General features: G+C 48.8%; 18 protein-coding genes and 4 pseudogenes. 13 read left to right on the top strand and 9 right to left on the bottom strand.

Going from position 1 to position 17127, the window contains the following annotated elements; all coding sequences use genetic code 11:
- The first annotated feature begins 286 nt into the window (after positions 1 to 286).
- A pseudogene (gene abc-f, locus JCM17471_RS02005) lies at positions 287 to 1785 on the top strand (ribosomal protection-like ABC-F family protein).
- Between the two features lie 72 nt (positions 1786 to 1857).
- A pseudogene (locus JCM17471_RS02000) lies at positions 1858 to 2297 on the top strand (OsmC family protein).
- A 439-nt stretch (positions 2298 to 2736) separates the two neighbouring features.
- On the opposite strand, the gene JCM17471_RS01995 reads toward JCM17471_RS02000, so the two are convergent.
- The 3 genes from JCM17471_RS01995 to JCM17471_RS01985 form a co-directional block, all read right to left on the bottom strand.
- Positions 2737 to 4473, bottom strand: coding sequence for an ABC transporter permease (locus JCM17471_RS01995; protein ID WP_054776615.1), 1737 nt, complete (start codon positions 4471 to 4473; stop codon positions 2737 to 2739).
- Positions 4470 to 5135, bottom strand: coding sequence for a hypothetical protein (locus JCM17471_RS01990; RefSeq protein WP_054776614.1), 666 nt, complete (start codon positions 5133 to 5135; stop codon positions 4470 to 4472). The genes JCM17471_RS01995 and JCM17471_RS01990 overlap by 4 nt, the downstream gene beginning before the upstream one ends.
- Positions 5136 to 5220: 85 nt before the next feature.
- Positions 5221 to 5922: an ABC transporter ATP-binding protein gene (locus JCM17471_RS01985; protein WP_054776613.1), complete on the bottom strand. Its 702-nt coding sequence runs from the start codon at positions 5920 to 5922 to the stop codon at positions 5221 to 5223.
- A 236-nt stretch (positions 5923 to 6158) separates the two neighbouring features.
- Between JCM17471_RS01985 and JCM17471_RS01980 the strand changes: the two are divergent.
- Positions 6159 to 7512: pseudogene (locus JCM17471_RS01980) on the top strand (APC family permease).
- Between the two features lie 88 nt (positions 7513 to 7600).
- On the opposite strand, the gene JCM17471_RS01975 reads toward JCM17471_RS01980, so the two are convergent.
- The 5 genes from JCM17471_RS01975 to JCM17471_RS13835 form a co-directional block, all read right to left on the bottom strand.
- Entirely contained in the window at positions 7601 to 7864 is a 264-nt protein-coding gene (locus tag JCM17471_RS01975; protein WP_054776612.1) for a hypothetical protein, read from the bottom strand.
- Positions 7827 to 8552: a hypothetical protein gene (locus JCM17471_RS01970; RefSeq protein WP_054776611.1), complete on the bottom strand. Its 726-nt coding sequence runs from the start codon at positions 8550 to 8552 to the stop codon at positions 7827 to 7829. Before JCM17471_RS01970 ends, JCM17471_RS01975 begins: the two co-directional genes overlap by 38 nt.
- Positions 8553 to 8685: 133 nt before the next feature.
- On the bottom strand, positions 8686 to 9330 hold the full coding sequence (locus tag JCM17471_RS01965) for an alpha/beta hydrolase (protein ID WP_263849377.1): 645 nt from the start codon (positions 9328 to 9330) through the stop codon (positions 8686 to 8688).
- A gap of 44 nt (positions 9331 to 9374) precedes the next feature.
- Positions 9375 to 9668: a hypothetical protein gene (locus JCM17471_RS01960; protein ID WP_054776609.1), complete on the bottom strand. Its 294-nt coding sequence runs from the start codon at positions 9666 to 9668 to the stop codon at positions 9375 to 9377.
- Positions 9665 to 9838 carry a hypothetical protein gene (locus tag JCM17471_RS13835; RefSeq protein ID WP_156321554.1) on the bottom strand — a complete coding sequence of 58 codons (174 nt, stop codon included), beginning with the start codon at positions 9836 to 9838 and terminating at the stop codon, positions 9665 to 9667. The genes JCM17471_RS01960 and JCM17471_RS13835 overlap by 4 nt, the downstream gene beginning before the upstream one ends.
- A gap of 290 nt (positions 9839 to 10128) precedes the next feature.
- Here JCM17471_RS13835 and JCM17471_RS01955 point away from each other — a divergent pair, with 290 nt between their 5' ends.
- The 3 genes from JCM17471_RS01955 to JCM17471_RS01945 all read left to right on the top strand — a co-directional run bounded on the left by JCM17471_RS01955 (position 10129) and on the right by JCM17471_RS01945 (position 11787).
- A complete protein-coding gene (locus JCM17471_RS01955; protein WP_054776608.1) occupies positions 10129 to 10461 on the top strand; it encodes a hypothetical protein in 333 nt (110 codons plus the stop codon).
- Positions 10462 to 10535: 74 nt separating this feature from the next.
- Complete coding sequence (locus JCM17471_RS01950; RefSeq protein ID WP_054776607.1) at positions 10536 to 11378, top strand: hypothetical protein; 843 nt, start codon at positions 10536 to 10538, stop codon at positions 11376 to 11378.
- A complete protein-coding gene (locus JCM17471_RS01945) occupies positions 11353 to 11787 on the top strand; it encodes an LPXTG cell wall anchor domain-containing protein (protein ID WP_054776606.1) in 435 nt (144 codons plus the stop codon). Before JCM17471_RS01950 ends, JCM17471_RS01945 begins: the two co-directional genes overlap by 26 nt.
- A 72-nt stretch (positions 11788 to 11859) precedes the next feature.
- Here the strand turns inward: JCM17471_RS01945 and JCM17471_RS01940 are convergent, their stop codons facing one another.
- Complete coding sequence (locus JCM17471_RS01940) at positions 11860 to 12510, bottom strand: MIP/aquaporin family protein (RefSeq protein WP_054776605.1); 651 nt, start codon at positions 12508 to 12510, stop codon at positions 11860 to 11862.
- A gap of 170 nt (positions 12511 to 12680) precedes the next feature.
- On the opposite strand from JCM17471_RS01940, the gene JCM17471_RS13260 reads away from it, so the two are divergent.
- The 7 genes and pseudogenes from JCM17471_RS13260 (at position 12681) to JCM17471_RS01915 (ending at position 17065) form a co-directional block, all read left to right on the top strand.
- Positions 12681 to 12851: a LacI family DNA-binding transcriptional regulator gene (locus tag JCM17471_RS13260; protein ID WP_082395162.1), complete on the top strand. Its 171-nt coding sequence runs from the start codon at positions 12681 to 12683 to the stop codon at positions 12849 to 12851.
- A pseudogene (locus JCM17471_RS13830) lies at positions 12794 to 13384 on the top strand (substrate-binding domain-containing protein); the annotation flags it as partial. The gene JCM17471_RS13260 and the pseudogene JCM17471_RS13830, both read left to right, overlap by 58 nt.
- Positions 13323 to 13583, top strand: a complete 261-nt coding sequence (locus tag JCM17471_RS16350) for a substrate-binding domain-containing protein (protein WP_082395160.1) — start codon at positions 13323 to 13325, stop codon at positions 13581 to 13583. The pseudogene JCM17471_RS13830 and the gene JCM17471_RS16350, both read left to right, overlap by 62 nt.
- 224 nt (positions 13584 to 13807) lie before the next feature.
- A complete protein-coding gene (locus tag JCM17471_RS01930) occupies positions 13808 to 14551 on the top strand; it encodes a sugar phosphate isomerase/epimerase family protein (RefSeq protein ID WP_054776603.1) in 744 nt (247 codons plus the stop codon).
- Positions 14552 to 14560: 9 nt separating this feature from the next.
- The gene (locus tag JCM17471_RS01925; RefSeq protein ID WP_054776602.1) at positions 14561 to 14809 is read left to right on the top strand and encodes a hypothetical protein; all 249 of its coding nucleotides are present in this window, start codon (positions 14561 to 14563) and stop codon (positions 14807 to 14809) included.
- Positions 14810 to 14820: 11 nt separating this feature from the next.
- Positions 14821 to 16095, top strand: coding sequence for a hypothetical protein (locus JCM17471_RS01920; RefSeq protein ID WP_054776601.1), 1275 nt, complete (start codon positions 14821 to 14823; stop codon positions 16093 to 16095).
- 13 nt (positions 16096 to 16108) lie between these two features.
- A complete protein-coding gene (locus tag JCM17471_RS01915; protein WP_054776600.1) occupies positions 16109 to 17065 on the top strand; it encodes a sugar kinase in 957 nt (318 codons plus the stop codon).
- Positions 17066 to 17127 lie beyond the last annotated feature (62 nt).

The following is a 17127-nucleotide window of genomic DNA, read 5'->3' as shown; positions in this document are numbered from 1 at the left end:
AATATTCATGATAAGTTTTACACATCAAATAACGAAAGCGGTGAACTGCCATTGAAGTAAGCTCTTGGACACAATCGAAATTAACTGCCCCAAAAACAACGGGATTAGTTTGCGATGGTTCAAGTGCCGACTTCAGCGGTAACGCTGCTCAATAATGTCACGGCTACAGGCTTTTTAGCATTGTCGTGACTTGAGGTCGACTTGAATATGAGTCGACCTTTTTATGTGCCACAATCGATGCCACGCACCCGATTTTTGGGGTTCTCACTCACAAGGAGGCCCTTTGATGTCAACAATCAACATTCAAAATCTCACATTCGGTTATGATGCCCAAAACGAATTACTCTTCGACCACGTTCAGCTCTATCTCGATAGCAGCTGGCACCTCGGCTTAGTGGGCCGCAACGGTCGCGGTAAAACCACTTTTCTCAAGTTGCTACAAAATCAGCTCGATTATCAAGGCAGCATCGACATGCCGATGAGCACGCAATACTTTCCACAGGTTGTGAGCGATCCAACACAACTCACGCTGTACGTTGCCCAAAGCATCAGCGATATTGAGCAATGGGAGCTCGAGCGCGAACTCTCGCTGCTCCACGTCGATCTGGATGTTGTCTGGCGCCCATTTGAGGAATTATCCGGTGGTGAACAAACCAAGGTGCTTTTGGCACTCCTTTTCACCAATGCGGACGACTTCGCCCTCATTGATGAGCCCACAACGCACCTGGATATCGCGGGCCGTCAGCAGGTTGCCGATTACCTCAAGCGCAAATCTGGCTTCATCGTCATCAGTCATGACCAAGGCTTCTTGGATCAAGTCACCGACCATATTTTGGCCATCGACCGGGCAAAATCAGCCTCTACCAGGGTAATTACAGCACCTATCGCGATGACAAGGAACGCCAAGATCAGTATGAAATCGCTGAAAATGGCAAGCTCAAAAAGAAATTGGCCGGCTCAAACACACCGCTGCTGAAAAAGGCCAAATGGTCTACGGCGCGCGAGGGCGATAAGTACGGCGACCGCCACGTCAAGGGCAGCGGTGCGATCAATAACACTGGGTTCATCGGTGCACGAGCCGCTCGCGTGATGCAAAAGCGCAAGAATCTGGAACACCGGATGGATAAGGATATCGAATCCAAGTCACAATTGCTCAAAAACATCGAAACACCGGCCGATTTAACCCTCAATTACATTCCTGATCACCATCACAATCTGATTCATCTGGATCAGTTCACCTTGGGCTACACGCACTCCCTCTTTGAACCCATTGATTTAGACGTCAATCGCGGTGACCGTGTCGCACTGACGGGAATCAATGGTGTCGGCAAGTCGACGCTGTTCAAGCATCTGCTGGGGCAAGCAGCGCCAATCACGAGTGGCACATTGACACAGGCCAAGGTGATCCAAAGCCTCGTGCGGCAACAATACCCCGATAATCGCGGGACACTCGCCGATTTTGCGACTGCTCGTGGACTCGACTACTCTCAGTTTCTCAATAATCTGCGTAAACTCGGCATGGCACGCAATGCCTTTACCACGCCGATTGAATCACTCAGTATGGGCCAACAGAAGAAGGTGGAACTCGCAGCCTCACTGAGCCAGCCTGCCAACCTCTACTTCTGGGATGAACCACTCAACTATTTGGACACCTACAATCAAGATCAACTCGTCCAGTTGCTCAATCAAGAAGCACCCACAATGATTTTTATTGAGCACGATCAACACTTCATTGAATCGGTCGCCACGAAGGTGATTACGCTCCAACCGATTAACCCGCGCTAAGGCAATTATCATCGCAAAGTAATCGCTTTCGTGTTATCCTTGAGGCGTAAATTCAAAGAAGGAGCGATTATTATGGTTGACGGTTCTTTGTATCACACGTATGTCAAAAATGAAGCGGGGCTTGTCGGCGAAAGCTATGTCGAAGGCAATCAAGGCCTCGCTCTTGGTGTCAGCAGCTCTCTGATTGATGCACCAGGCGCAAATCCTGAACAATTCATCGGCTTTGCCTTGTCCACCTGTTTCAATGCCACCTTGCGGATTGTGGAACACCGCGAAAAATGGCAGAAGATGCCCAGGTCCGGACGCGGGTTGATATCGTGAAGGACAATCCCGGTTACAAATTCATCGTGGAAGCACAGATTTTGATGCCATCACTCGATACCGAAACAGCGCAACACGTCATCGATACCGCGCTTGACGAATGCCCAGTTGCCAAGCTGCTCAAGGACAATGATACTGTGACCTTCCGCTTGGTCGATGCCTTTACGGACGAACCTGAATTAGGCGAATAATAGAGCGTGACAAAAGGCGCTTAAAACATGAGGATTAGCAAAATCTTGGCCAGAAACCGGTTTGTGGCTTCGGCTAAGATGAGCTAACCGGAGTGTTTTGCCTTTTGGAGCGCGTTTAGAGCGAGAACCCACACGTTTGGCTGTGAGCACTAACGGAACTAGTGGTAAATTGCGATTTGTGCAATCGCCACTAGTTTTGTTAGGCGGAACAGGCAGTGTGGGTGAACGCATTTAGAGCGCGACAGGCCTCGGTTAGCAATCGAGTACTAACGGGCTTTGATGAACATGGTGCTCTGCGCCATGGGCGAAAAGCGAGTTAGACGGAGATTGTTGGGGCGTGGAGCGCGTTTTGAGCGCGACAAACTCACCTAACCAAATCAAAAAAGGGCCACGACATCATTGCCGTGGTCCTTTTTGCGTGGCGCGTATCAAACCCAACTTATTCGTTGGCTTTCAGCGCATCCAACATATCGATATGTTGCAGCTTGCGATGCGTCATCCACATCACAATTGCGGTGAAACCGAGCATCAAACCGGTTGACCACGCGTATCCGCTCCAAGTCATCGCCAGTGGGAAGACGACTTGTGGCGTTTCCGCCTGTTGCAGAATATACGCTGTCAGTGCATTCCCAACGCCATATCCCAAGATAATGCCGACAACCGTCAACACGATATTTTCGCGAATGATATAAGCGGTCACCTCGCGATCGAAGAAACCCAGCACTTTGATGGTGGATAATTCCCGCAACCGTTCCGAGATGTTGATGTTCGTCAGATTGTACAACACGACCAGTGACAAGGTGCCTGACAATAAGATAAAAATCAAAATCACGGGATTCAATTGTTTGGTCATCGCCGAAATACTGCTCAATTGTTCCGTCTTCAAACTGACGTTGAGCACCCCAGGAATTTTCATTGCACGCTTAGAGAATCGTTGTTGCGCCGCACTCGATAACTTGGGCTGCTTGACCAAATAGGTGTTAATGGCGGATGTGCCGCGCATGTACATGACATCACCGACATAATTTGCCATGACGCCGGCCACCTTAATACGTTTGGTCTGACTGCCAACCTTGCATTGCACTGTGTCCCCCTGTTTCACGTGTAACAATCCGGCCATCTTTTGACTCATGATGACACCCGTCTGCGGCAGATGTAAGGTGTCCCCTCTCGTCGTGGTCATGTGCACAAACCGCCCCAACTGAGTGCTGTTTTGAACCTGATTCAGATTCACATTATTGACCTGCTTTTTATTGGCCCGAACGGTCACCAGTGAGCTGCTCATGGGCAGAACCTGAGTCACATCCCGATCACGCCGCAAGTCACGGGCAACAGCCGCGGTATCGGCTTGATTCGTGGTCCGCACACTGGCCTGATAGGTCAAAATATCATTGATTTGGCGCGTACCCGTGGCTGTAATTGAATCGCGAATCCCAAATCCGGTTAATAACAATCCCAAACCACCGGCAATACCGATGACGGTCATAATCAGGCGCGACTTGAACCGGACCAGGTTACGATAGCTGACCTTTTGGTTAAAACTGAGTTGGCGCCACAACCAGGACCAGCGTTCCATCAAAATCCGCTTGGCCGATCGTGGGGCTTTTGGCAGCATCAATGCCGCCGGTCCGACCCGCAACTGTTGCCAGATCACAATGATGGCCGCTCCCAGCGTCGAAATCAATGCGAAAATGACCGCCAAGGCAATCGTGCCCCACTGATAATTGATGACGGGTTTGCTGAAAATATACATCATTGTGTACAGATTGAGCACAAAGCGTGGCAGAAATTCACTCCCGACCACGACCCCAAGCGTTGTCCCAAGAACGGCCGTCAGCAAGGCATATAACCAGTAATTCCGCGCAATCGCACCGTTGGTATAACCCAAGGCTTTCAAAATTCCTAGTTGACCGCGGGCTTCTTCTACCATCCGCGTGATCGTAGTAAACGTGATCAATGCCGCAATCAGGAAGAAGAAGACCGGAAAGACGTTAGCAATTGCCGAGATGCGGTCGGCGGTATCGCCATAGGCACTGAACCCAGGTAAGTCATCGTGCGTCTGTACCTGCAATTGAAACGATTGCGCCTTGAGTTGGGCCAGATTGGCTGTCAATTGTGCGCGTGGTGCCACTTGTGACGCGGGTAACTGTGCCAAAGCCTGTGTCAATTGACTCACTTGTTGCTGCTGCTTTTTTGCTTAGCCGCTAACTGACGGTTCAAAATCGGTGTGAGCTTTTGCTTCAATCGGTCGACCTGATCGGTGTACCGCTGGTCAAAGAGCGCTTGATGATCGATATGCGTGCCACGAATCGCCAACATGGTCGCAACGGGAAGCTGCAACACCGCCGACTTGGCATAGGCGAAGAACGCAACTGTGCCGTCGCCCATGGTGGCCGCCCCACGCATCGTGCTATCAATGTATTGCGGTGAATGCGCAAAACCGACAATCTTCAATTGTTGTGCCTTGAAGCCACTGGTTTTGGCTAGCTGCACGGTCTGGCCCAAACGATACTTGAACTTGGTGCGGGCGCGTTGGTCCAGTACAATCTCCTTGTCCGACTTCGCTAATCGGCCGCTGACTAACATCGGGCAATTTTGTTGGGTCGGTTGTGCGTACAGATTCACCACTTGGCCAGATTTGGTCTGGACTTGGCGATACTTCACACGCGACACAGCCACATCCCCTGCCGCTTCAAGTTGGCGCTGGTCCGCTTTGGTGAATCCCGCTGAACTGATCACTTGCAGATCGCTCAAGCGTTGCTGATTGGAAGCCGTGATGGCACTGTCTTTGAGCGCCGGCCCAATACCGCGCACTCCGACGAACAGTAAGACACCCAAAAGATGATGAGCACAATGGCAACGAAGCGGCCCAAGCGTTGATAGATATCTCGCCATAATTTTCGCGTTAAGATAGACATGGTCATCACCACTCAATCTCACTGACAGGTACTGGTTGCTCTTGATCGACCACTGAGCGCACCTGCGCATCGTTGATCTGAATCACCCGATCGGCCATTTTGGCCAGTTCCGCATTATGCGTGATGATAATCACCGTTTTGTGGTCGCGACGGCTCGCCTGTTCAAGCAACGTGAGCACCTGCTTACCGGTTTTGTAGTCAAGCGCGCCCGTTGGTTCATCACACAACAAGAGCTTGGGGTTCTTGGCTAATGCCCGCGCAATCGCCACCCGCTGTTGTTCCCCGCCCGAAAGCTGTGAGGGGAAGTTGTTCAGCCGCTGCCCCAAGCCCACCTGCTTGAGTACATCCGCCGCATCCAAGGCATCAGGCACAATCGATGCCGCCAGTTCAACGTTTTCTCGGGTGGTCAGGTTCGGAATCAGGTTATAGAATTGAAACACAAATCCGACATCTGATCGACGATACTGCGTGAGTTGGCGCTGGTTAAAATTGGCGATGTCCGTGCCATCCACAATCACGGCGCCTTCGCTTGGGGAATCCATACCACCCAAAATATTCAAAATTGTCGACTTTCCAGCCCCACTGGGGCCCAAAATCACGGTTAAACCGCCCTTCTCCACTTCAAATGATAAGTCGCGATTCGCCAGAATTTCTGTTTCGCCCATCTGATACCGTTTGGTGACATGTTGCACTTCAATATATGCCATAGTTACCTCCTCAAATATTGCGTTTCTTATATTATGCACTGATGACTAGCAAAGTGCATGCAATATGCGAAAACGGTTGCGTGGCCATTTTCAGAAAAGGTGTTATTTTTAAATGACAATTGTATTAAAATGTGTTAATCTAAAATTCATTCTTTGGAGGTAGCCTATGCGCAATTTTTTTTAAACATTTAACTCGAAAACAAGATCCCGCGGTTTACGCGGATAAAGACGCTGAGATGCCCCGTGTCCTCGGGGTCAAGGATTTCATTGCACTGGGAGTCGGAACCATTGTTTCCACCTCCATCTTCACGTTGCCAGGGGTTGTGGCCGCAAAACACGCCGGACCCGCGGTAGCACTCTCGTTCATTCTCGCCGCTTTTGTCGCCGGGCTAGTCGCTTTTGCCTATGCCGAGATGGCCAGCGCACTACCTATTGCGGGTTCCGCCTATTCTTGGATCAACGTTGTCTTCGGTGAAATCTTCGGTTGGATTGCCGGGTGGGCACTACTAGCGGAATACTTTATTGCCGTCGCGTTTGTCGCCTCGGGACTCTCCGCGAACTTCCGCGGCCTTTTGGCACCAATCTTCACGCTACCCAAGCAACTCGCCAATCCGATGGGAACGGATGGCGGAATCGTGGATATCGTTGCGGTCGTTGTCATTGTCGGTGTCGCGCTGTTACTCAGTCGCGGTATGTCCGCGGCAGCGCGCATCGAAAACCTACTCGTGATTTTGAAAGTGCTTGCGATCTTGCTCTTCATCATTGTTGGGCTCACCGCGATTCACGCTAAAAATTATGTGCCATTCATCCCGCAGTATCATGCGAATGCGGACGGTACAGCATTCGGTGGCTGGCAAGGCATTTATGCCGGGGTATCGATGATCTTCTTAGCCTACATTGGCTTTGATTCCATCGCCGCCAACTCAGCTGAAGCCAAAGACCCACAAAAGACAATGCCACGTGGTATTTTGGGCTCATTAGTGATTGCCGTGCTGTTGTTTGTGGCCGTTGCCTTAGTGCTTGTCGGCATGTTCCACTATTCCGATTACGCGAATAATGCGGAACCCGTTGGCTGGGCGTTGCGCCAAGCGGGACATCCAATTGTCGCTGCCGTCGTTCAAGCCATTGCCGTGCTTGGGATGTTCACCGCCCTGATTGGAATGATGATGGCCGGATCACGTTTGCTCTACAGTTTCGGTCGCGATGGGATGTTACCTGCTGGTTTGGGTAAACTCAATCACCGCCAACTGCCGAACAAACGCCTTGATGGTTCTGACCATCATCGGTGTTGTTATCGGCGCCTTCTTCCCCTTTGCCTTTCTTGCGCAGCTGATTTCAGCTGGCACGTTGATTGCCTTTATGTTTGTCTCATTAGGTATCTATCGCCTGCGTCCTCGTGAAGGTCACGATATCACAGAACCTGGCTTCAAAATGCCACTGTACCCTGTGATGCCCGCGTTAGCTTTCCTTGGATCACTGATGGTTTTCTTGGGCCTAGATAACAACGCCAAAATTGGTTCTGGTATCTGGTTCTTAATCGGTATCATCATTTACTTTGGTTACGGTTGGCGCCGCAAAGTGGATGCTTAACTCAAGACGTAAAAAGAGCAGTCATGACCTCGAATGAGATCATGACTGCTCTTTTTACATGCTTGAAAGTCACTTTATCAACTCATGTTTAACTGACGCGGCTAATCGCAAGTGACTGTACATTGGCGGCGGTTCCTGTCAGCGTCATCCGCAAGGCAATCCGACCACCATCGATATCATTTTGCGTCACAGTAAAGCGGAGTGCCTTACTCAATGTCACGTTGCTGTACTGTGCCAAAATATTATTCTTATCCAAACTGATTTGACCAATATTGGTCATCGTCGTTGGGTTCTTCACCAGGTCAAATTGGGCGTTAGCAAACCAATTTGGTGTCGCATAATTCAACTGCACCTGATAGGTCCCCCGGCTGAACTTGATCAAAGCCGTAGAGATATTGGCCATTGGCACGATTCGTATAACTGATGGTGTGATTCTCGATCGCATAGTACCCGTTATCCGATGCTTGATCAAATTGATCCGCATTAATCACGGTCACTTGGCCTATCTGGTGACTTAAATGCCGTGGAGCTGATGCCATCTGCAGCTTCAATCCCTTTAGACGAACTTGATCTGTCAATTGCTTGAACTGCAAGACTTGTGGGCCGCCTTTGAGGTAAACCCGATCATGAATCGTTAGCGTTTTACCAAATGTTGCCGGCACACCAAATGTTTTTAGCGTTTGACCAGTGACACTACCATAACTCGTGCGTAACTGATTCAACTGTAACGCGTCTGTGTAAGTTGTCCCGGGTAATACAATGCCATTGCCCGCAGTGTAATCGATGGTCACATCGTAATAATTCCCCATCGGTACATTGACCCAATAGTTGGTCGCCGTGTTCTTATTGCTGGTATCGAATCCAGATACTGTGTTCTGATTCAATCGGTTAGCAGAAGTTAAAGCAATCCCATCGGTGCCCATCGTGAGTGGGTTGACCTTGAGCAATTGCTTGGCCGAAGCCAGTTCTGTCTGCATAGCTTGATAATCAGCATCACTGAGATTGGCTTGCGCTGCTTTTGAGTTGAGATCAAAAAGCAATGCATCGTACTGTGTCAGTGTTTGATCATCATATAACTGCGGTTAATCATCTGCGCCTGTGCTAATTGATCACGGAACGTCTGAACATTAGTATCGATGGATTGACCACTAAATACTTCAGTTGTGAATTGCTTTAACTTGTTTGATAATCAAAGAAATCCCGTGAAGCGCTGGCATGACCATCTAACTTGCCATCAAGCAACCAGAACTGCTTATTGATTGCATCACTCGCATTATAGTTTGCGACACTCTCTTCATAAGGAATCAGTTGGTCATCCAACGTGTGAATCACAAGGAGTGGTAACTTGCTCTTGGCTAATTGCGCCTGAGGTGAAATTTCTGCTAGGGTCACTTGTTGCTTGGCCTGTAATTGTAAATCCACATCATGCAACAGTGCTGTTGGATTCAACAAGTTTACCACTTGCTTAATCGCATCTTGACCAATAGGCGCCGACTCAACGCTTGCTACAAGTTGGTTGACTTTGTCGCTAAGGAGATCTGACATGCTCGAATAACTGCAGTCGTCAATGACACCCTTGACCGAAGATGGCAGTTGGCTAGCACCGGCCGCTTGCGTCACACTACCGGCACCCATCGATAACCCATAGAGTGTAATCTGACTATCGGTACCCACAGTTTGGTCAACACGCTTTGCCCAATTAGACAGGTCCTCTGGTGCGCGATACCCAAAGTCTACTTCCTTGCCATCACTCAAGCCGTGATCACGTTGATCGGGCAACAGCACATTGTAGCCCATTTCGTAGAACATTTTGGCCATATAGGCGAAACCTTCGCCTGAATTATCATAGCCATGGACCGCAATCACCGTTTATTTGTTTTCACCGGATTAGCGATGTAATAAGCGTGCAACTTCCCACTACCAGAAGCATCATCAAACGGCATGTACCAGTCTTCTTTTTGAACATTATTGAACCAAGCAGGCACCGTCTTTACAAAAGCCTCAAGTGCTGCATTGGGTTTCACGTATTGAGGTGACACATTCTTTTGCGTATCGCCGCTAGCAAATAATGAACTGAGTGATCCCAATCCTAACTGATTAAGACTCGCGGTGAGTTGTTGTACCGTCTGACGCTCAAAAAGGAAACTATAAATCACATTTGCCAACTGACGCCGAATAATTGGAAATTGTTCAGGATCAATTTTTGAACATTACCCACTAAGGCTGAGACATCTTGGTCAGTAAACGTTGATGTTGCTGGTTGTGCCAAAACCGATTGGGTGTCACTCGCTTGGACCGTGGTTGGTTGTTGGTGATTAACACCCACCAATAGACCCAAGGCAACTAAGCTTAGTGTTGATAGTTTTACCCATTTTTCATCAAATTCCTCCTTTGATTTCTCACCCTTATTATTCTAATCGAAATCGGGTAAAGCAACTATTCACGCTTCTTTATGTAAATAAACTCACGTAAACACCTCTAGTATTCTAAGTAATGATTATTTAATGATGGAAGATTCCACGAATAAATACTAGAAACATAATAAAGAGCTTGCATTATGTCCATTCAACGCTTTAGACTGGGGAGAGATAGTTACGTTTTTAGGGGGAAAAGCTCATGACTCGTTCGCATCATTCAAACTCATTCAAATTCAGCACGTTATTAGCGAGCAGCGTGGTGTTATCCGGTCTCTTGCTGGTCGGGCCAAGTCTGCCAGTGACGACAACGCATGCCGCACAGTCAACCGTGACACGTGACGCCAGCACGCAAGCCGCTTATGCGATTAATCCACCCAATCTAGAAATGATTGCGAAGGTGACACAGTTGTCGCCGGCTCAGTTGATATCAGTAACGCACCGGCAGGCACTGCCTTTACAGCGACACTCAACGGACCTGAGGGACAACAGACGGTCAATGTCGATGCGGATGGCACGTTCCGTTTTCAATTAACTAATCCCGCCGGAGCCAATGCTGCGTACTCAGCAACTATTACTGCAACAACGCCCACCGGGACCCTGACTAGCTTGCCTGCAACAGCTGCCGTGCGCGCGGCAGGCACTGTTGATCCCCTCTTAGGCTACACCGTGCCTGCGCCCACGATTAGCTCCCTTCAGGATGGCGACACGTCATTCTCTGGTAATGTGAATATTGCTGGCGCACCAGCAGGTACATCATTCATTGTTTTTGTGGTCGACAGTTCCGGCACCCCAATTGCACAAGCAAATAACGTCGATGGATCGGGTAATTTCTCCGGGACCCTGACTAATGGTGCGTCTTTCAAGGCCGGCGAAACCTATCACTTCACCGCCGTTGTGCAGCGTCAGGCCGATGGTGATCCCAATCCTTTTTACAAATACAGCAGTTACACCTCTGTTGTTCCACAATCAGTCACACCCCCTGAAGAGAATCCTTTGGCAGATTATACGGTGCCAACACCTGTCTTTTCCCCACTCAAAGTCGGTGATACCACGTTGAATGGCACCATTGATCTCAGTCAAGCACCCGCCAACACAACATTCACAGTGACCGTCACCCTACCAGATGGCACGACGACCACCGTCACTCCTGATGCCACGGGCCACTTCACGGTCGCATTGAATCAACCGGTTCAAGCCGGCCAGACATTCACCGGTATCACAACGGCAACCAATGACGGCTTCACAAAGACCGGTCAGCAAGGCTCTATCACGGAAACTGAAGCAGAGAACCCACTGGCCAATTATACTGTGGCACCACCAACCGTGAACGATGTCTTCGTTAGCGATACCACCGTTACTGGTCGCATCGATACAACTGGCGCCCCGGCTAACACCACTTTTGTTGTCACCCTGACGCTGCCCGATGGCACAAAAGACCGTCGTTCCTGATGCCAATGGCAATTTTTCATTCCCAATTGATGCTGCACAACTCGGGCAAAACTATCAACTGATGGTGACCGCGACGAATGGCGCCTTCACCAAGGATAGTAGTTCTGTATCAGTGACAGTCAAAGCGCGGGATAATGGCAACGGCGGCAATACAGGTAACAATGGTAATAATAATGGTGGGAACACCGGCAATATTAACCATAATGGCAACAACACAACTGGTGGTGGCCGTGTTCCAACTACTAATCAGCCATCCGCACAGAAACCCCACATCACATTGACGCATGAGAACCAAACCGTTTTCCCAGCGACCAGTGATCAGCAACAATCTTGGCTGACCGCACTCGGTATCGCATTGATGAGCCTAGCTGGATTACTTGGTATTCATCGTCGCAAACAATCAAATTAAAAGCATCGTTAACTGTTAATAAAAAGGGCTGTGACAAACCGAAGTTTGTCACAGCCCTTTTTCTATCAATAATTAATCTTCGCTACCCATCAAACGTGCAGTGAATGCGGCCAATGCAGCACCAACAAGTGGGGCCACAATGTAAACCCATAAGTGTGATAATGCAGTGCCACCAGCAAACAATGCTGGCCCGATTGAACGTGCGGGGTTCAAGGAACCACCGGTCAAGTTCAACGCAACGATAATCAAGAAGGCCAAGGTAACACCGATTGTGATACCAGCGAAGTCGCCATTGTCATGATCCTTGCTGGTTACGTTTAAGATCACCATCAAGAATAAGAAGGTCACCACAACTTCAACTAAGAATGCCATACCAGCATTGATCTTACTGAAGTCGGTTTGACCCAATGAACCAGTTGGTAAGCCCAAGGCACCCACGAACAACCGGACAAAAGCACTGGCAACGATAGCACCCAAGATTTGGGCAATCACGTAGCTCACGTAATCACTGACGGACATCCGCCGATTGATCAACATTGCGGTTGAAACAGCCGGATTGAAGTGGCCACCAGAAATACCACCAAAGGCATAGGCAGAAACCGTAATGGCCAACCCAAAGGCTAACCCAATTGTCAACGTGTCGCCCTTGGCAACTGTCACAGCACCGGTCCCTAAGAAGACAAGCATAAATGTCCCCATGAACTCAGCTAAAAATTTACGCATCATAAACCCTCCAAAATATTCAAATCTAAGAATTAATAATACCTGTTTTGATGTTCTTTTTAAAGCCTTTTATCTAGGGCTTTTCACCGGTAATGACATTAAATCCAGTAGGCTTCTCTACCATTATTCTGTTATGCTATAACTATCTATTTAAAAGAGAGTGAATAAGTATGCCAAAAGTCACCATATCTACCATCGCCGACGCGGCCGGGGTCTCCAAAGCCACGGTATCGCGCTATCTGAATGGCCATTTTGAACGCATGTCCAGTGAGACCAAGCAAAAATTGCCGCGGTCATCAAGCAATTCGATTATTATCCTAATCGCCAAGCCAGCTCGCTGAAATCCAGTCGCACCCATCTGATCGGTGTCGTGGCCGCCGATATTTCAAATATCTACTCGACACTTCTGATCAAAGGGATTAATGAAGTGGCACGCACCGATCACAATCAGATTATGATTGGTGACGCCGGTGACCGATTGGAACAGGAACGCGAAGTGCTGCAGTTGCTCCTCAGCCAAAATGTGGATGGCATCATTCTGCAACCGCAGAGTGCTGATCCCGCCGCTTACCAATTCATCACGGCGGCAAACACCCCCATGGTCATGGTCGATCGCCTGACACAGCCCTTATCATGGCCGACGGTGACATCGACTGACTATCGCTCGAGCTTCGAACTCGCGCAACATGTCGTTGCCAAGTACAACGAAATCGCAGTTTTTTCTAATCCGATTCAATTGGCTTCTCCGCGTTCCCTGCGTTATCAAGCCTTTGTAGATGCCGCTGCCGAAAAAGGCGCCCATGTAATTTTGGTTGAGACCACAGGCACGCGGATGGCACCACTGGCTGATTATTGGCGCACGCACAAAGAACAACACCCCGCCATTTTTTTCAACCAACGGGCGCTTACTCATGGCGGTGCTGCAGTGGTTACAAGACAATGCGATTCAATACCCAAAGCAAGTCGGTATCTGTGGATACGATGACTGGGACTGGGCGAGCCTAGCCGGTCCCGGTATCAGTAGTGTCGCGCAACACCCCACCGCCATTGGGGCTGTGGCAATGCACCAATGATGGCACAAATCGACGGTGAAACACTTCCTGCTTTAGACCAACAAGTACCCGCTACTGTTAACATTCGGCACTCCTTATAGTCAAAACCCGGCAATCAAAATTTTAATATTTCGAAAAGAAACCGCTTGACATTTTGTGGAAGCGGTTTTATAGTACCAATTAAGGAAACCGGTTTCCCAACTGTGAGCAACCGGTACAGCTTTTTAACTTAAGGAGGAGTTCTCATGGTTCAATTAGCGGCAAACTTATTATTATTGGCAGATGAATGGCAAGCAGGTAAGTCTCAGGCTGAACTGATTCCTGAATTAATCGATTTGGGCTTCAACACAATTGAAGTACGGCGCGAATATTTCCGCGATATCGATAAGGAAATGCCTCAAATCGCACAATTAGTCAAAGAACACAACTTGACCCTCTACTACAGTGTGCCCGATGACGTCTTTGTTGACGGCCAAGTCAATCAAGACCTGCAAACCTACTTGGATGAAGGTAAGCAAATGGGCATCAAGAAGATCAAGTGGAATATCGGCGACTTTGCCAACTTTGATGAAGATTTGACCGACGCGCTCAACCCACTCGTCTCTCAAGGGATTGAAGTCAACATTGAAAACGATCAAACCCAAATCAGTGGCCGCCTTGAACCCGTGCAGGACTTCTTAGATGCTGTGCAAACTGCCAATGTCGACTTAGGGTATGTCTATGATTTGGGCAACTGGCCTTTTGTTGGTGAAGATCCACTGAAGGCTGCCAAGGCATTAGCACCATACGTTCGCTACATCCACGTGAAGGATGATGTCACTAGCGGCAAAGCCCCTGTGACTGTGCCACTCGATGAAGGTGATTTGCCATGGCGCGACATCTTAGACGTCTTACCACACAATGTGCCTGTTGCCATTGAATACCCAACACAAAACCATGATGTGATTACAACAGCGATGGAAAAAGTGAACGACTATTTCCAAGCATAGGAGGCTATTATGTCCAAACGACTCAACATCGATCCAGAGAAATTCGCGTACAAGTTTCTAGACGCGATCAGCATTGATATTTCTCCCGACAAAGTGGACGTCGAAAAAGCTTCAAAGGAAGCCTTAGCGGCATACTTGTCCGCTTACTATCTAGCTGATCGCTTCAATCACACTGAAAATTCATTCTTCGCTGATCCGGATACACACGTCGCACAATCCAGTTATCAACGGATATTGAGTGAACTCAATCAATATTAAGGAGGCCCGACATGGGTAGCATTATAACCGGACTGTTATTAGTCCTCACTTTTGTACTTTTCATTGTTTATGCCATGCGTGGCGGGAACCTGACCGTTGGCTTCTTCGTCATGGCGATTGCCTGGACCGTCATCGGTCTGGTGCCACTAAACATTGCAATCAAAGAAATCTTTACCGATCCCGTGCTCAAATATGGGGGGACCGCGCTCTACATTATCTTAGGTTCCTGGTTTGGCCGCGTCTTAGTCGATACCGGGATTGCCGGCAGTATCAGTCGTAAAACACAGGCTGTGGGTGGTAAAGCACCCGTGCTGGCCACGATTCTCATCGCTATTATCACCGCACTGATTTTCTCCAGTGCTTATGGTGTTGGTTCCGCGATTGCTGTTGGGGTCATCTTATTCCCTATCATGTTCTCAATCGGGGTGCCAAAGAACGTTGCGGTTTCCGTCTTCACCTTATCCATCGGTGCCGCAATGTACATCAATCCTGTGTTGTTCAACCAGTTCAAGGTCTTCTTCAATGGCGTTGAATGGGGCGATCGTTACTTACGGTTTGGTTTCGTTGCCATGGCAGTCCAAATGTTGGTTGTCATTGTCATGATTCTGTTCTACGCGCGCAAGATTCGTAATGGGAAACCAATCATTGTGGCCCCTAGCGAAGGTGAAGAAGTCAAAGAAGTTAGTCCCTTCACTTACATCTTGCCTGTTGTTCCTGTTGCATTGAGCGTCTTCTTCAAGTGGGATGCCATTCCTGCACTATTGCTTGCCACACTGTTAGCATTCTTGATGACTGGCAACATGAAGTCATACAAGGGCTTTGTCAAGATGATGAATGACACTGCCAAAACAGCGATTGGTGATATTGCTGGTCTGTTGATCATGTTACTCGTGCTCACCATGTTCCAGAGTGCAGCGGTTCATACCATGGGTCAATTCACCGGCGTCTTCAAGAGCATCATCCCTAACAACCAATTCCTGTTAGTGCTTATCATGATGGTGATTGCTCCACTGTCCTACTTCCGTGGACCATTGATGTTATACGGGGCAGGTGCGGCCACAGCGGCAATCTTTACCGCAACTGGTCTCTTCCCACCATACTATCTGTACGGCTTACTGGTTGTGCCAACCATGATGGCTGTTTCTGCTGACATCACACAGTCTTGGAACTTGTGGTCAGTTGAATATGCCAAGCTGGATACCAAGACTTTCTTGCTGACCGGCTTACCATGGGCTTGGATTGCCACCATCGCAAACTTACTCGCTGCTTACACACTTTTAGCTTAGGAGGCTACTGAATATGTCTGAATTCTTAACGATCGGCGAACCTATCTCCCTGTTTGCTTCTGAAGATGTGGACGCATCACTCAAAGATGCCGTTCACTTCCACAAGTTCTTAGCAGGCGCTGAAGTCAACGTGGCTGTCGGCGTATCCCGCTTGGGTCATTCCGCGCAATACGTGACCCGCTTAGGTGAAGATCCATTTGGGGACTTCATCAAGGATCAATTGAACGAGAACCATATCGGCACCGACTACATCGATTCCACACCTGATTACTGGACTGCATTCCAATTGAAGGATCGTGTTTCTCACGGTGACCCAAGCATCTTCTACTTCCGTCGTGGCTCAGCTGCTGCTCACTTCGATAAGGCGATGCTCGATAAGATTGATTTCAGTGATTTGAAGTTTGCCCACCTATCTGGGATTTTCCCAGCTATCTCTGATCAAGCCCTCGATGCCTTCAAGCACTTGATCGACTTGTTACACGAACACAAGATTCGCACCACCTTCGATCCCAACTTGCGCCCACAACTATGGTCTTCTAAGGAAAAAATGGTTTCAACCATCAATGCCTTAGCAGCCGAAGCCGAAATTATTTTGCCAGGGATCAACGAAGGTGAAATCCTGATGGGTAGTCGCGATCCAGAAGCGATTGCCGACTTCTACCTGAACCAAAGTGACATCACCCAAACAGTTGTCGTTAAGGTTGGCCCTGAAGGTGCTTACGTGAAGACCAAGGACGGCGATTCCTATACTGTGCCTGGTTTCAAGGTTGATCACGTGGTTGATACGGTTGGTGCCGGTGATGGCTTTGCATTAGGCTTAGTCACCGCATTGATTGAAGGCAAGTCCTTCCGCGATGCCGTTATCCGTGGTAACGCCGTTGGTGCCTTTGCTGTGCAAGCGCCTGGCGATAACGATGGCTACCCAACCCAAGAACAGCTCGCTGAATTCTTGGCAGCCAACCCACGCTAATAAATGTTAAACTAAACATGACCCAAACATCAGCAGGTTGTGACAAAAGTCTCTTTTGTCAC

Origin of the sequence: Lacticaseibacillus saniviri JCM 17471 = DSM 24301 (genome assembly GCF_001311785.1) — a bacterium.
Classification (GTDB): Bacteria; Bacillota; Bacilli; order Lactobacillales; family Lactobacillaceae; genus Lacticaseibacillus; species Lacticaseibacillus saniviri.
Note: the sequence above shows the minus strand (reverse complement) of the source record. Positions and strands in the feature narration are given on the sequence as shown.

Excerpts from the sequence above, each read along its gene's own strand:
- JCM17471_RS01985 (WP_054776613.1), bottom strand. The coding sequence starts at position 5,922 with ATGGCATATATTGAAGTGCAACATGTCACCAAACGGTATCAGATGGGC.
- JCM17471_RS01965 (WP_263849377.1), bottom strand. The coding sequence starts at position 9,330 with ATGGCCAAAATGTTCTACGAAATGGGCTACAATGTGCTGTTGCCCGAT.
- JCM17471_RS01955 (WP_054776608.1), top strand. The coding sequence starts at position 10,129 with ATGACTCGTTCGCATCATTCAAACTCATTCAAATTCAGCACGTTATTA.
- JCM17471_RS01945 (WP_054776606.1), top strand. The coding sequence starts at position 11,353 with ATGGCACAAAAGACCGTCGTTCCTGATGCCAATGGCAATTTTTCATTC.
- JCM17471_RS01940 (WP_054776605.1), bottom strand. The coding sequence starts at position 12,510 with ATGCGTAAATTTTTAGCTGAGTTCATGGGGACATTTATGCTTGTCTTC.
- JCM17471_RS13260 (WP_082395162.1), top strand. The coding sequence starts at position 12,681 with ATGCCAAAAGTCACCATATCTACCATCGCCGACGCGGCCGGGGTCTCC.
- JCM17471_RS01930 (WP_054776603.1), top strand. The coding sequence starts at position 13,808 with ATGGTTCAATTAGCGGCAAACTTATTATTATTGGCAGATGAATGGCAA.
- JCM17471_RS01925 (WP_054776602.1), top strand. The coding sequence starts at position 14,561 with ATGTCCAAACGACTCAACATCGATCCAGAGAAATTCGCGTACAAGTTT.
- JCM17471_RS01920 (WP_054776601.1), top strand. The coding sequence starts at position 14,821 with ATGGGTAGCATTATAACCGGACTGTTATTAGTCCTCACTTTTGTACTT.
- JCM17471_RS01915 (WP_054776600.1), top strand. The coding sequence starts at position 16,109 with ATGTCTGAATTCTTAACGATCGGCGAACCTATCTCCCTGTTTGCTTCT.